Below are 13,587 nucleotides of genomic sequence, written 5' to 3' on the forward strand. Positions count from 1 at the left end.
GCCCGCATGTGGAACTCATCCATGAGGACGACTACGTATGGCACGTGGCTGAATTGCCGGGGGGGGCGGGCGAGGTGCGCGAGCGGCGGCTCAGCACCGACGAGGAGGACGGCTCCAGCGCGCTCTCCCTCGAGTTCGACACGGACTGGTCACGCGGGGCGGGTGTGCCCGCCGCCGACACCGAGTTCTTCGTCGTGTCGGGCCGGCTGACCTACGGCGACACACCGCTGGGGCCGGGAGGGTACGTCCAGGTGCCCACCGGGGTGCCGATGGAAGCCGTGTCGATCGACGCGGGCAGCCGGGTGCTGCACTGGCGCGAGTACGGCCCCGCCGACTTCGCCCTGGACGGTGAGCGTGCGGCGGAGGCCGACGGCGAGGTCACCGTGCGGGACCCGGAGGACATGGAGTGGGTGGCCGCCCCGACCGTGGGGCCGATCTCGCCGCTGTACATCAAGCTGCTGCACCGTGACGAGAAGACCGGCTTCTACACCCGGCTGATCCTCGCTCCCAAGGGCTGGACGGATCACCGTCTGGCCCACCACCCCTGCTACGAGGAGTTCTACACACTCGGCGGGCGGATGACCTACAACTTCGGCGACATCGACCCGGGCACGTACTGTTTCCGCCCGCCGTTCGTCAAGCACGGTCACTTCGTCGCGGAGGAGGACACCACGTGGATCATCCGCTCGGACGGTGAACTCATCAACTGGTACACCACCGAGGAGTGGATCAACTGGGGAGGCGAGGCGGAGAACTACGAGCCCCACCAGGCACCGCAGCCCTCCACCATGCCGCTGCGTTCCCGCTCCCGGGGTGCGTGGACCCGCGACGGCATGTGACGGACCCTCCGGCGGGGCGGATCGCGGTGACGCGGTCGGCCTCGCCGGAGGTTGTACGTCGTCCCGCACCGCCGTCGGCCTTCCGGATGGCGGCCGCACAGCGAACGCCCCTGTTCGGACCCGCTGTTGTGCCGGTCCGGGCAGGGGCGTCGACCGTGTCGGTCTGCTGGGTCAGCGGGAGAGGTACCGGCCCTGCGGCGCCCCGGTGACCTTGCCGTCGCGGTAGGCGATCTGCCCGCGCAGCACCGTCGCGGTCGGCCAGCCGCGCACGGTGCGCCCGTCGAAGGGGCAGTGGTCCTGGCCCGACAGCAGCAGCTCCGGTGTGACGGTGTGTTCGGCGTCCAGGTCCACGACGACCAGGTCCGCGTCGTGCCCCACCATCAACGAGCCCTTGCGGCCGGCCAGGCCGTAGGCGGCGGCGGGCGAGGCCGAGGCCAGCTCGGCTATCCGGCGCAGCGGTATTCCCCGCCGGTGGTAACCCTCCGACAGCAGCAGGGGATAGAGCAGGGCGGTCCCGCCGAACCCCGGCAGGGCGGGCCACAGTGCGTCGCCCTTGCTCTCCTCCATGCAGCACGCGTGGTCGGAGGCCACCCAGTCGACCGTGCCGTCAGCGACACCCGCCCACAGCGCCTCGTTGTCCGCGGACGTACGGATCGGCGGATTCACCTTGCCGCCGAGACCGGCACCTGCCGCATCCAGACTTTCGTGGTCCAGGCACAGGTGATGGAGGGTCACCTCTGCCCGGATGTCCGTTCCGGGTGCGGCGGCGCGGGCCGCACGTGCCGCGTCGAGCGCCTCCCCGCTGGACAGGTGCAGCAGGTTGACCGGGCAGCCGGTGGCGTGGGCGAGTGTGGCAGCCTCTCCGATGGCCACGCGCTCGGTGAGCGGCGGACGGGCCTCGCTGTAGGCGCGCAGCGTCTGCGGATCGCCCGCCGCGCGGACCCGGTCGATGAACAGGCGCATGAGCTCGGCCTGTTCGCAGTGGAGCGAGAGCGAGACCCGGCCGTCCGGACGAGAGGCGTCGGCCGCCGCGACCGCCTCCATCAGCTGGTAGAGGTGGCCGAGGTCGTACTCCTCGCCCTCACCGGTCATCCGGAAGCCGCGGGCGTCGCGGGAGTCGGCGGAGAGGTTGAACCCCTTGTAGAACATGTAGTACTTGAACGAGCTCACCCCGGCGTCGGCCACCAGCGCCGGGATCTCGCCCGTCTGGGCGGTGTCCATGGGGGCGAGGTGGAAGCCGTAGTCGGTGTGGGCCCGGCCCTCCACCGCCTTGAGGACCTCGGGCAGGATGTCCGCGTACGGCCCGGTCCGGTTGAGGTAGTGCTCCCCGGTGCGGAAGTACGACAGCACGCTGGTGACGCCGCCGACCAGCGAGGAGCGTGTCTCCTGCGCGGCGTCGACGCCCAGCTGCCGGTAGATGCCGAGGTGGAAGTGGGCGTCCACGGCGCCCGGGAACACCATCTTGCCCTGTGCGTCGAGCACTTCCTCGGCGTCCGATGCGGGGAGGTCGTCGCCGATCGCGGCCACCACCCCGTCCCGGACCGCGAGGTCGGCGCGGATCTCGCCGGTCCATGGCTGGACCAGCGTGCCGTTCTTCACGAGCAGGTCGTAGCGTGCCAAGTCCTCTGCCGCCTTCCGGTCCCGGATCCCCTGGGGGAAACGTCGTTTCTCTTCTGTGCGAGCGTGCCGCATGCTAGCTTTTGGTAACGCTGTTCCGCAAGGAGAAACAGGCTTGACTGAAAAGGTGTGAGCCGCTGTGCCGTCCCGCATCCCTTCCGGAGCCGGCCCCGTGCCCCCTCCGGGTCCGCTAGCCGGACTGACCGTGCTCGACTGCGCCACCTTGTTCGCCGGACCGCTCGCCGCCACCCTCCTGGGCGACTACGGGGCCGACGTCATCAAGATCGAACACCCGCGGCGTCCCGACCCCGCCCGCACCCATGGCCCCGCCCGCGACGGCGCCGGTCTGTGGTGGAAGATGCTCGGCCGCAACAAGCACACCGCCACCCTCGACCTCTCCCGGCCGGCGGGCGCCGCACTCCTGCTGCGCCTCGTCGAGCAGGCGGACGTCCTGATCGAGAACTTCCGCCCCGGCACGCTGGAGCGGTGGGGTCTCGCCCCGGAGCGGCTGCACGAGGTCAACCCCGGCCTCGTGATCGCCAGGGTCACCGGCTTCGGCCAGTTCGGTCCGTACGCGCGCCGGCCCGGCTTCGGCACCCTCGCCGAGTCGATGAGCGGCTTCGCCGCCGTGACCGGGGAACCCGGCGGCCCGCCCACCCTGCCCCCCTTCGGCCTGGCCGACGGCATCGCCGCCCTCGTCGCCGCGTCCGCCGTCCAGACGGCGCTGCTGCACCGGACGCTCCAGGACGGCCAGGGGCAGGTCGTCGACCTCGCCATCATCGAACCGCTGCTGACCCTGCTGGGCCCCCAGGCCTCCGCGTACGACCAGCTCGGCACCGTACCGACCCGCACCGGCAACCGATCCGCCAACAACGCACCGCGCAACACCTACCGCACCCGCGACGACCGCTGGGTGGCCGTCTCCACCTCCGCGCAGTCCATCGCCGAACGGGTGCTGCGCCTCGTCGGCCACCCCGAGGTCATCGACGAACCCTGGTTCGCCGGCGGTTCCGGCCGGGCCGCCCACGCCGACCTCCTCGACGAGCACGTCGGGGGCTGGATCGCCGCGCGTGACCTGGACGACGTCATGGCCGCCTTCACCGAGGCCGAAGCGGCGGTCTGCCCGGTCTACGACATCCGTGACGTGTTCGCCGACCCGCAGTACCGGGCGCTGGACTCCATCACCACCGTCCAGGACCCCGAACTCGGCCCGCTGCGCATGCAGAACGTCCTCTTCCGGCTCTCCGCCACCCCAGGCTCGATCCGCTGGACCGGACGCCCGCACGGCGCCGACAACGAGGCCGTGTACGGCGGCCGGCTGGGCCTGACGGCCGACGAACTCAAGGTGCTCATCGACGAGGGAGCCGTATGAGCGGCTCCGTATGACGACACCTCGCAGAGCCACCCGCGCACACGGCCCCCGCCGGCGCACTCACCGAGAAGCCCGATGAAGGGAACTCCATGTCCGGCGCCCCCGGCGTCCTGCCCACACCGCTCTGGCACGCCCTCGCAGGAGCGCGCGTCGTCGACCTCGCGCAGCCGATGAGGCGCGGCATGCCCCAGTCGCCCAACCACCCGCCGTTCCGCCTCCTGCTGGAGCGCCGCCACGGCGACATGGTGCGTGAGGACGGCGGTTCGGCGGCCAACGAGATCGTCATCACCGGCGGACACGTAGGCACCCATGTCGACGCGCTCGCCCATGTCTCCCACGACGGACTGCTGTACGGGGGGCTCGCGGCCGCCGAGCAGCAGAGCCACGAGGGCTTCGCCCGCCTCGGCATCGACGAGTTCACTCCGTACGTCGGCCGGTGCGTCCTGCTGGACGTCGCCCGGCTGCACGGGGTGCCCGTGCTGCCCGCCGGGTACGAGATCACCCCGGACGACCTCGCCGCCGCCGAAAGCGCCGCGGGCGTCACCGTCGCCGCGGGCGAGGCCGTCCTGATCGGCACCGGCTGGTCGCGGCACTGGGCGGACACGGCGGTCTTCACCGGCCAGACCGGCGGCGCCCCCGGGCCCGGCGCAGCGGCCGGGGAGTGGCTGGCCGCCCGTCGCCCCGCCCTCGTCGGCGGCGAGACCATCGCGTTCGAGCACATCGCGCCCGGCCGGGGTCACGCCACGCTGCCGGTGCACCGCACGCTGCTGGTGGAGTCCGGGATCAACATCGTGGAGACGATGCGGCTCGACGCGCTCGCCGCCACAGGGGCAGCCGAGTTCCTGCTCGTCCTCGCCCCGCTGCCGTTCGTCGGCGCGACGGGCGCCCCCGCCCGCCCGCTCGCCCTGCTCCCCGAGGATGCTGCCGAGTGAACGCCACCAGCGCACTGACCACACCCCCCGGCCTGGCGGCCCGACTGGCCGCGTTCGCCGCCGGCTGCCGGGACGGTGTGCCCGAGGAGGTCACCGCCGACGCCACCGGCCGCATCCTCGACTTCCTCGGCAACTGCCTCGCCGCCCTCGGCCCGGACACCGGCGAGAGAGACGAAGCGGCACCCCACCGGGCCGCTCTGCGCACCGCCCGGCGGTCCGGCGGACACCCCGAGGCCGGCGTCATCGGCGCCGGCGACCGGTTCCCGGCCGACCGGGCCGCGCTGGTCAACGGGACCCTCGCACACGCCCTCGACTTCGACGACACGCATCTGCCCTCCGTCCTGCACCCCACGGCCGCCGTACTGCCCGCAGCCCTGGCCGTCGCCGAGGCGGAGGGAGCGGACGGCGCCGCCCTCACCGCCGCGCTCGCGGCCGGCGGCGAGGTCTGCGTACGGCTCGGCATGGCGTCCTACGATCCGGCGCTGCGCAACTCGGTGTTCTTCGAACGCGGACTGCACGCCACCTCGATCTGCGGGACCGTCGGGGCCGCCGTGGCCTCCGCCATGCTGCTCGGCCTCCCCGCCGAGGGCATCGCCGACGCCATCGGCATCGCCTGCTCCATGGGGGCCGGAGTGATCGAGGCGAACCGGACGGGCGGCAGCGTCAAGCGCGTGCACTGCGGCTGGGCGGCCCACTGCGGCGTCACCGCCGCACAGCTCGCCGCCGAAGGTGTCACCGGCCCGCCCACCGTCATCGAGGGGCGCTTCGGCTTCCTCACTGCCTTCCTCGGCGACCAGTGGCACGCCGAGCCCCTCACCGAGGGCCTCGACGCGATGCACGACACCGCCAACTGGCAGTACCTGCGCACCGTTTACAAGCCCTACCCCTCCAACCACTTCACCCATCCCGGCATCGACTGCGCCCTCGCCCTGCGGGCCCGCGGCCTGGACCCGGACACCATCGCCACCGCCGAACTCGGCGTCGCCGGCGCGCCCCGCCGCACCATCGGCGAACCGCGCGAGGAGAAGGCCCGCCCCCGCACCCCGTACCACGCCAAGTTCTCGGGCCCGTACACCGTCGCGGCCGCCCTGCTCGCCGGCGAGAACTCCGGACTGGGCCTGCACCTCGCCGACTTCAGCCCCGGCGCGTTCGAGGACCCGCGGCGCCGGGCGCTGGCCGCACGAGTCGAGGTCGTCCAGGACGCCGTCTGCGACGACGAGTTCCCGCACGCCTTCAGCGCCGCCCTGCGGGTCACCACCCACGACGGCACACGCTGGGAGCACCGCGTGCCCGGTTCGCGCGGCGGTCCGGCCGCCCCGCTCACGCCGAAGGAGCTGGAGACCAAGTACCGGCTGGGCGCCGGACCCGTCCTCGGCGCCGACCGCGCCGAACGACTGGCGGCGTACGTGCGTGCGTTGCCGGGCGCGGGCAAGGGGTGTGCCCGGGAACTCGTCGACGGGTGCCGGCCGGAGGTACCGGAGCCGTCGCAGGGGTGACCCGGAGGCGCCTGCGCCCCCGGGCCGGCCCCCTCAGCGGCCCGCCGCCAGGGTGCGGCGGGCCGCGCGCACCACGGCCTCGTCGATCATGCGGCCGTCCGTACCGACGATGACGGGCCGGCCGGCGCGCACCGCGGTGTCGAACCGGTCCACCAGGTCGCGCGCCGCACCCAGTTCCGCGTCCGACGGGGTGAACACCTCATGCACCACCGGGATCTGCGCCGGGTGGATGCAGGCCCGGGAACGGTAACCGAGGGCGCGCAGCGCCGTGGTGGAGCGGCGCAGCGCCTCGGTGTCGCGATAGTCGGTGCTCACCGGGCCGACCGGAGGACCCACCCGGGCGGCAGCGCAGGCCAGTACGAGTGAGACCCGGATCGGCAGCAACTCCCTTTCGTCCGGGCCTGGTTCCATTCCGATCTCGGCCCTCAGGTCGGCCTCGCCCGCCTGGAGATGCGCCACCCTGGGGGAGGCGGCGAGCGTGGGCGCCGCCAGCACCGCCCCGGCCGACTCCAGCAGCGGCGACAGCGCGACGGACCCCGGCGCGAGACCCAGCGCGGCCTCCCGCCCGCTCACGACCCCGTCCACGGCCGCCACATCGGCCGGGCTCTCGCACTTCGCGAGGCACAGGCCGTACAGGGCGGGCGAGACGACGGCGGCGGCGTCCGCGAGGCCCATCGGGCCGGGGTTGACCCGGACCCACACCTCGGTCGGCCCCCCGGGCGAGATCCCGGCGAGCCAGTCGGCGGCGGCCTTTCGCGCCGCGTCCTTGGCGTCCGGGGCGACGGCGTCCTCCAGATCGACGATCACCGCGTCCGCGCCGCGCTCCAGGGCGCGGGCCAGCATCGCCGGCCGGTCGGCCGGCACATAGAGATAGGAACGGGCCACCGGGTCACCCGATCCTGGTCGCGCCGGAGGTCAGCCGGCGGGCGATCACGGTGCGCAGGATGTCGTTGGTGCCTTCCCCGATACTCATCAACGCCGCGTCGCGGTACAGCCGTTCCACCACGAACTCCTTCGAGTAGCCGTATCCGCCGTGCAGCCGCATGGCGTCCAGCGCCGCCGTGATCGCCGTCTCGGAGGCGAACAGCTTCGCCATTCCGGACTCGGTGTCCACCCGCTCCCCGCCGTCCGCCCGGGACGCCGCCCAGTACACGAGCAGCCGCGACGCCTGGAGGCGGGTGGCGATGTCGGCCAGCCGCAGCTGCACTGCCTGGAAGTCATGGATCGGGCTGCCGAACGCGTGCCGTCCCGCGGTGTACGACAGCGCCGCGTCCAGTGCCGCCTGGGCGATGCCCACCGAACGCGCCGCCACATTGATCCGGCCGGTCTCCAGTGCGGACAGTGCCTGCTGCATGCCCCGCCCCTCGACCCCGCCGAGCAGACAGTCCGCCGGCACCCGCAGGTCCTCCAGCAGCAGTTCGCACGTCTCGGTGCCCTTGTACCCCAGCTTGGGCAGGTCACGGGTGACGGTGAACCCCTCGGTCGCGGTGTCCACCAGCAGGATGCTCATGCCCCGGTGGGCCGGCTCGGCGTGCGGGTCCGTCTTCACCAGCACCGGCAGCACACCGGCGTGCCGGGCGTTGGTGATCCAGGTCTTGGCGCCGTTCACCACGTAGTGATCGCCTTCGAGGCGGGCGGTGGTCCGGATGCCCTGGAGATCGGTGCCGGCGTCGGGCTCGGTCAGGGCGATCCCGCTGCGGCACTCACCGGTCGCCATCCGGGGCAGCCAGCGCGTGCGCTGCTCCTCGGTGCCGTTCCGGGCGATCAGCAGGCAGGCCAGGGAGTGCGAGCCGAGGATGCCGGCGATACCCATCCAGCCCCGGGAGATCTCCTCGAAGACCAGCGCGAAGGAAACCATATCGACCTCCAGACCGCCATAGGCCTCCGGCACGGTGAGCCCGAACAGACCCATCGTGCGCATCGTTTCGATGATCTCCGCGGGATGCCGGCCGGACTCCTCCCACTCGGTGGCGACCGGCTCGATCTCGCGGGCGACGAAGTCCCGCAACGTGCGGCGGAACAGTTCCTGTTCGGGGCTGAGGGTGAAGTCCACGGTTCACGGCTCCGGTTCGTCGGGCGCCGCGTCGGGCGCCGGGGTGAAGGCGGGCTGGCGCCGGCCGTCGGGCAGGGGCAGCCAGACGAGGCGTACGGGCTGGTCGCAGCGGAACGAGTCGGGATCGCCGAGCAACGGCACAAGCAGCACCGGGCCCTCCGCGAGCCGCACCCGGCCCACGGTGTACGGCACCGCGCGGCCGTCCGGTGCACGGTGCACGGTCGTGAACGAGTCCAGCACCGCCGCACCCCGCACCGGAACCTGGCGCAGACCGTCGATGCCGCCGCAGTGCACACACAGCACCCGCGGCGGATGCTGGTGGCCGCCGCACGCCGGGCAGTGCTGGACGCCGAGCGTCCCCTCCCGCGTCGCCTGCCAGAACTCCTCGGTGACCGCGTCGGCGGGGGCGGGCGGAGGACCGGGCAGGGCGGCTTCCCCTGTCGTGCCGCTCATCGCGCGTCCTGCCGGGCGAGCACCACGGTGGCGTGGGTCGAGAGGATTCCCCCGGTTCCGTGGGCCACAGCGGTTCGCGCTCCCGGGACCTGGCGGGCCCCGCACTCCCCGCGCAACTGCCGTACCGCCTCGATCAGCAGGAACAGTCCGAACATGCCCGGATGTCCATAGGACAGCCCGCCGCCCGAGGTGTTGACCGGCAGGTCGCCGCCGGGGCCGATGCGCCCCTCGGCGACGAGCGCGCCGGCGCCGCCCGGCGGGCAGAGACCGAGGGCCTCCAGCGACAGCAGCGTGGTGATGGTGAAGGAGTCGTACACCTGGACGACGTCCATGTCGTGCGGGCCGAGGCCGGAACCGGCCCAGGCCCGGTCCGCGGCGGCCCGCGCGCCGGTGTCCAGGAGGTCGGCGGGGCCGGCCGACCCTGCGTGGGAGGTGGCCTCGCCGTAGCCCAGCACCAGCACGCCGGGACGCGGCAGGTCACGGGCCCGTTCGGCGGTGGTGAGGACGAGGGCGCCGCCGCCGTCGGTGACCAGGCAGCAGTCGGCGGTGGTGAGCGGACTGGACAGCATCGGCGCGGCCAGCACCTGCTCAACCGTCAGGGGTCCGGCCGGATGGCGGTACGCCTCCGGGTTGAGCAGGGCCCACGCGCGGGCGGCCACGGCCACCTCGGCCAGCACACGCCGGTCGAGACCGTACACATGCAGATAGCGGCGGGCGGCCAGCGCGTAGTGCGAGGCGGGGAAGAGCGGGCCGGCCGGCGCCTCGAACTGGGCCTCCGGCGAAGCCGCGTCGTACGGGCCGGTCAGGGAACGGCGGCGCGCCGAGCGCTGGTCGGAGCCGTACGCGATGACGACGGTGCGGCACTGCCCGGCCGCCAGCGCCTGGGCGGCCCGCGCCACGTACATCTCGAAGGCGCTGCCGCCCGCGAACGTGGAGTCGGTCCAGGCGGGCCGGATGCCGAGGTAGTCGGCGGCCTGGGTGGCGGCGAACCGTCCCGGACCGGCCGTGGCCAGGCCGTCCACGTCGGAAAGGGCGAGTCCGGCATCGGCCAGTGCCCGGGTGACACCCTGGGCGAGCAGGGCGAGGGCGGGCAGACCGGTCACGCCCAGATCGGAGGTGGCCGCCCCGACGATCGCGGCCGTCACGAGGGGCCGCCGGCGACCGGAGAGGCCGGCGGCGGGGTGAGCGTCAAAGTCGCCCCGGCGGTCGCCACGGCCGTGCGGGCTTTCGGCCCGGCGACCTCGACGCGCTGCTCGACGGTCACGAGGCCGTCGTCGCCGACCGCCGTGACCCGGCCGGTGCACACCACGCTCTCCCCGGCGAACACCGGCTGCGCGAACCGGAAGTGCAGGCTGCGCAGCACACACTGCGGGCCCAGCCAGCGCTGGAGCTGCTCGGCCAGGAGCGCGCCCAGGACCTGGCCGTCGACGACCGGCGCGGGCAGCCCGCGAGCCGTCACGTACTCGGTGTCGTAGTGCAGACGGTGCCAGTCCCAGGTGGCGCCCGCATAGGCCACCATCCGGGACAGCGGGAAGTCGCGCCGCAGCGGCGGGACCACGGCACCGGGCATCAGCTGCGGGCCGGTCATCGGCTGCTCCCCTCGTCCGCGGCGGGCACGTCGTCGGCCGGGGCGAGGGCGATGTACAGCACGGTCTCCTCGTTCTCCGCCAGCAGTTCGTCGCCGGACGTGTAGGCGCAGTGCGAGCGCACCACGAGCATCGGCAGACCGTCGCCCGTGGTGCGCTCCGTGACGGATGCGAGCGTCCACGTGGCGGTGATCAGGTCGTCCGGACCCACCGGCCGGTGGAACGTGTAGGAGTTGCCGCCGCGCACGGTGCGGGTGCCGGGCAGCGAGATGCCCCAGGTGTGCCCCGGGTAGCCGTCCTCGTCCGGGGGCAGATCCGCGTACTGGTTGGTCTCGCACACCAGGGTGGGCGGGGCGATCACGTCGGGGTGGCCGTGGGCGCGCGCGTAGTCGGGGTCCAGGTGGAGCGGGTCGGCGTTGCCGGTGGCGAGCGCGAAGTAGCGGATCGCCGCCCGCCCCAGGACCTCGGGGGCGGTGTACACGGCGGTGCGTCCGGTCAGTTGGGCGCGCAGTTCCTCGGTGAGCAGCCTGGGCGTGGTCACGTCGTACCTCCCTCTGCGGGTGCGGGCAGGACAGCTGTGGGGAACAACTCGGTGAGGAACTCCCGCCGCAGCAGGGTGGCGCAGCCGACGGAGGTGACGGCAGGCCGGGACGCGGCTCCCAGGACCCGTGTACGGGCGGCGGTGACGGCGGCCCGGTCCGCGACGGCGGGCGGGCACAAGTACTCCTCCACGGTGACCAGGTGCTCCGGACCGCCGCCGGCCGCCGCGACCACCTCCAGGACGGCGCGCAGCACCGTCTCGGTCTGCGCCACCACGTCTCCCGGGTGCAGTGCCTGCTGGGTCTCCATGTCGAGCGCGGCGAACCCCGACATGTGCAGGGTGCGGCCGGCCAGCACACCGGGGCTGTAGGTGAGCGTGTCGTAGCGGCTCCAGCCGGGATTGACGGAGCTCAGCGGGTGCCGGGACGCGGTGACGTCGAGCGCCACCAGGATGCCCGGTGCGTGCAGCCGGCTCATCAGGATGCCGCCGGCTCCCGGGAACACCCCGGCGCCGCCCAGCAGTTCGCGGCGCGGTCCGGAGCAGGCCGGGTAGGCGCGGCGGGTGGCGGGGGTGGTGTAGTCGAACGTCGTCACGGCGTGGTCGAGGCTCAGCCCGGCGCTCTTCAGCAGTCGTCCGGCCTTGCGCAGGCAGTACGCGTACTGGGCGGGGAAGTCGTCCGGATGGGCGACATCGCCGTGGTCGTCGACGGGCAGCACGGTGGGGAGGCGCACGGTGCCGTCCCCGGCGGTGGTGCGGGACCCCGCCCGAACCGCGAGCAGCGCGTCGGGATCGGGGAGGGACTCCACCACCACGGTGCGCGCGGTGCCGGCCGCGTCCGGGAAGTGCGCGGCGCGGGCCGCCGCCAGCTCCTGGTGGGCGTCGAGCGCGGCGACGGTGACGAACTCGGTGAGCAGGGCGCCGTCCGGGTCCGCGAGCCGGGCACTCAGCGCGCCGTAGGCGGCGCGGGCCTGGGCGGCAGGGCCCGCCCCGCGTCCGAGGACGGTCACGTCGGCCGGGCGGGCGGCCGGGGGAGTTGCGGCGGTCACGGGGCCTCCGAAGGGGGAGAGGAACGGGTCACGAGACAGGAGAGGGGGAGGAACGGGTCACGAGACAGGAGAGGAACGGGTCACGAGGCAGGAGGGGCGGCGAGGATCGCCGCGGCGAGAGCGAGCACGGCGTCGATGCCGTCCTCGCGGTCCAGGCGCAGGACGCGTTCGGCGAGCTCGCGAGTGAGGGCGGTCTCGCCACCCGCGTTGGCATGGAATCCGGCGACGACGCGCGCGGTGTCCGGGGGCCGCACGGGGCCCCCGTCGACCCGGACGTCGAGGGCGGTCCCGTCGTGCAGCAGCGCCCGCAGCACACCGGGCGCCTCGGCGTCGGGGCCGTCGTACGCGCGGACGGTATGGGTGACACGGGCGGCGAGTGCCGTCACATCCGGCCGGAGCAGGGCGTCGGCACGGTAGCTGGCGAGGGACAGCGTGCCGTCGCGCAGCATCAGCGTGGTGCTGAAGGGCAGGGAGAACTTGGCCTCGTAGGCGGTGCGGGGCGCGACGCGGTACGGGCGCGGTACGCAGACCACGGGCTCGCTGCCCGGGGGAACCTCCGCGACGACGGAGGCGAGCGCCGACGTGCCGCCGTACGGGATCAGCCGTGCGTGCAGCAAGGCCGCCGCGTCGAGGGTGCGGTGAAGCAGGTGGCAGCACGGGTAGAGCTTGCTCTGCACCGCGCTGACGTGCCACATCTCGCCCAGGTCGCCCACGATCTCGTCGGCTGTGACGGTGTGGCCGGCCAGTGCCGTGTACACACCGTGGCGTCCTTCGAGAACGGTGGAGGGGCCTTCGGCGCCGGCCGCGGCGAGGCGGGTGGCGAGCAGTCCGGCGTGCGCGGCGAGCCCCGGGTGCAGGGACTTGGTGTCGCTGCCCGTGTCCAGGAACTCCAGCAGCCCGCCCGCGCTGCTGCCGGCGATGCCCAGCGCGTGGGCGGTCACCTCGGCGGACCGCCCTTGAAGGACCGACGAGGTGACTGCGGCGGCGAAGACGGCCGCGACCTGGGTGGCGTGCACGCCCCGGGCGTGGAAACGGTAGGGGGCGCCGAGACCGACCCGCAGCGCGGTCTCGTAGCCGGCCGCGGCGGCGGTCAGCAGGGCGGGACCGTCCGCCCGGGCGGCTGCGGCCGAGGCGAACAGGGCAGGCAGAACGGCAGCGGTGGCGTGCACGAGTGCCCCGGGGTGGGTGTCGTCGCAGTCCAGGGCGTGCACCAGCGCGCCCAGCGCGAGTGCCGCGGCCGGTGCCCCGACCGGTGCGGCGAGTCCCGGGACCACGGCCTCCGGCGGGCCGCCGAGCGCGGCGGCGACGGTCAGCGCGGGTGCGGCCTGCCCGCCGCGTGCCGCGGCGAGTACACAGCCGAGGCCGTCGAGCAGCTGGCGGCACAGGGCGCGGCGGATCACGCTGGGAACCTTCGCCGGTGTCAGTTCCACCGCCCAACGGGCAAGTTGGACGGCTGCGGGCTCGCGCGCCAGGTCGTCGGGGTGCGCATGGGAGTGGCCGTGACCGGCCTCATGAGGGCCGTGCGCGTGCGGATGCGGATGCGCGGGCCCGGTCGCCTCGGCGGTGGCCGGTTCCGCCACGGCCGGGACGGTGGTGGCGGGAGCGGCGAGTGGTCGGCCGGCAGTGGTTGGGGCGGCGGGAGGCCGGCCGGG

Annotated in this window: 13 protein-coding genes; 4 read left to right on the forward strand and 9 right to left on the reverse strand. The window is 73.9% G+C overall.

From position 1 onward, the window contains the following. Window positions 1-8: 8 nt before the first annotated feature. A complete protein-coding gene (locus tag ACIBJG_RS28125) occupies window positions 9-839 on the forward strand; it encodes a DUF4437 domain-containing protein (protein ID WP_399311542.1) in 831 nt (276 codons plus the stop codon). A 171-nt stretch (window positions 840-1,010) separates the two neighbouring features. On the opposite strand, the gene ACIBJG_RS28130 is transcribed toward ACIBJG_RS28125, so the two are convergent. Beyond that, window positions 1,011-2,459: a dihydroorotase family protein gene (locus ACIBJG_RS28130; RefSeq protein ID WP_399311544.1), complete on the reverse strand. Its 1,449-nt coding sequence runs from the start codon at window positions 2,457-2,459 to the stop codon at window positions 1,011-1,013. Window positions 2,460-2,607: 148 nt separating this feature from the next. On the opposite strand from ACIBJG_RS28130, the gene ACIBJG_RS28135 reads away from it, so the two are divergent. From ACIBJG_RS28135 to ACIBJG_RS28145, 3 genes are all read left to right on the forward strand, one after another. Further along, window positions 2,608-3,828: a CaiB/BaiF CoA transferase family protein gene (locus ACIBJG_RS28135; RefSeq protein WP_399311807.1), complete on the forward strand. Its 1,221-nt coding sequence runs from the start codon at window positions 2,608-2,610 to the stop codon at window positions 3,826-3,828. 89 nt (window positions 3,829-3,917) lie between these two features. Further along, entirely contained in the window at window positions 3,918-4,760 is an 843-nt protein-coding gene (locus ACIBJG_RS28140; protein ID WP_219569843.1) for a cyclase family protein, read from the forward strand. After that, complete coding sequence (locus tag ACIBJG_RS28145) at window positions 4,757-6,256, forward strand: MmgE/PrpD family protein (protein WP_399311547.1); 1,500 nt, start codon at window positions 4,757-4,759, stop codon at window positions 6,254-6,256. Before ACIBJG_RS28140 ends, ACIBJG_RS28145 begins: the two co-directional genes overlap by 4 nt. A gap of 33 nt (window positions 6,257-6,289) precedes the next feature. On the opposite strand, the gene ACIBJG_RS28150 is transcribed toward ACIBJG_RS28145, so the two are convergent. From ACIBJG_RS28150 to ACIBJG_RS28185, 8 genes are all read right to left on the reverse strand, one after another. Beyond that, window positions 6,290-7,141 carry an HpcH/HpaI aldolase/citrate lyase family protein gene (locus ACIBJG_RS28150; protein WP_399311550.1) on the reverse strand — a complete coding sequence of 284 codons (852 nt, stop codon included), beginning with the start codon at window positions 7,139-7,141 and terminating at the stop codon, window positions 6,290-6,292. Window positions 7,142-7,145: 4 nt separating this feature from the next. After that, window positions 7,146-8,309 (reverse strand): acyl-CoA dehydrogenase family protein, encoded by a 1,164-nt coding sequence (locus tag ACIBJG_RS28155; protein WP_399311551.1) that lies wholly within the window; start codon window positions 8,307-8,309, stop codon window positions 7,146-7,148. Window positions 8,310-8,312: 3 nt separating this feature from the next. Then, the gene (locus tag ACIBJG_RS28160; protein ID WP_399311553.1) at window positions 8,313-8,762 is read right to left on the reverse strand and encodes a Zn-ribbon domain-containing OB-fold protein; all 450 of its coding nucleotides are present in this window, start codon (window positions 8,760-8,762) and stop codon (window positions 8,313-8,315) included. Continuing rightward, entirely contained in the window at window positions 8,759-9,907 is a 1,149-nt protein-coding gene (locus ACIBJG_RS28165; protein WP_399311554.1) for an acetyl-CoA acetyltransferase, read from the reverse strand. The genes ACIBJG_RS28160 and ACIBJG_RS28165 overlap by 4 nt, the downstream gene beginning before the upstream one ends. Continuing rightward, on the reverse strand, window positions 9,904-10,350 hold the full coding sequence (locus tag ACIBJG_RS28170; RefSeq protein ID WP_399311556.1) for a MaoC/PaaZ C-terminal domain-containing protein: 447 nt from the start codon (window positions 10,348-10,350) through the stop codon (window positions 9,904-9,906). The genes ACIBJG_RS28165 and ACIBJG_RS28170 overlap by 4 nt, the downstream gene beginning before the upstream one ends. Continuing rightward, window positions 10,347-10,889: a MaoC family dehydratase N-terminal domain-containing protein gene (locus ACIBJG_RS28175; RefSeq protein WP_399311558.1), complete on the reverse strand. Its 543-nt coding sequence runs from the start codon at window positions 10,887-10,889 to the stop codon at window positions 10,347-10,349. Before ACIBJG_RS28175 ends, ACIBJG_RS28170 begins: the two co-directional genes overlap by 4 nt. Further along, window positions 10,886-11,935, reverse strand: coding sequence for a RidA family protein (locus ACIBJG_RS28180; RefSeq protein WP_399311560.1), 1,050 nt, complete (start codon window positions 11,933-11,935; stop codon window positions 10,886-10,888). Before ACIBJG_RS28180 ends, ACIBJG_RS28175 begins: the two co-directional genes overlap by 4 nt. 80 nt (window positions 11,936-12,015) lie before the next feature. Beyond that, window positions 12,016-13,515, reverse strand: coding sequence for an MmgE/PrpD family protein (locus ACIBJG_RS28185; RefSeq protein ID WP_399311562.1), 1,500 nt, complete (start codon window positions 13,513-13,515; stop codon window positions 12,016-12,018). Between the last annotated feature and the right edge of the window lie 72 nt (window positions 13,516-13,587).

The sequence above is a fragment of the Streptomyces sp. NPDC050422 genome (assembly GCF_044458665.1).
Lineage (GTDB): Bacteria > Actinomycetota > Actinomycetes > Streptomycetales > Streptomycetaceae > Streptomyces.

Coding starts and splice junctions, on each gene's coding strand:
- ACIBJG_RS28140 (WP_219569843.1), top strand. CDS start 3,918: ATGTCCGGCGCCCCCGGCGTCCTGCCCACACCGCTCTGGCACGCCCTC.
- ACIBJG_RS28160 (WP_399311553.1), bottom strand. CDS start 8,762: ATGAGCGGCACGACAGGGGAAGCCGCCCTGCCCGGTCCTCCGCCCGCC.
- ACIBJG_RS28170 (WP_399311556.1), bottom strand. CDS start 10,350: ATGACCGGCCCGCAGCTGATGCCCGGTGCCGTGGTCCCGCCGCTGCGG.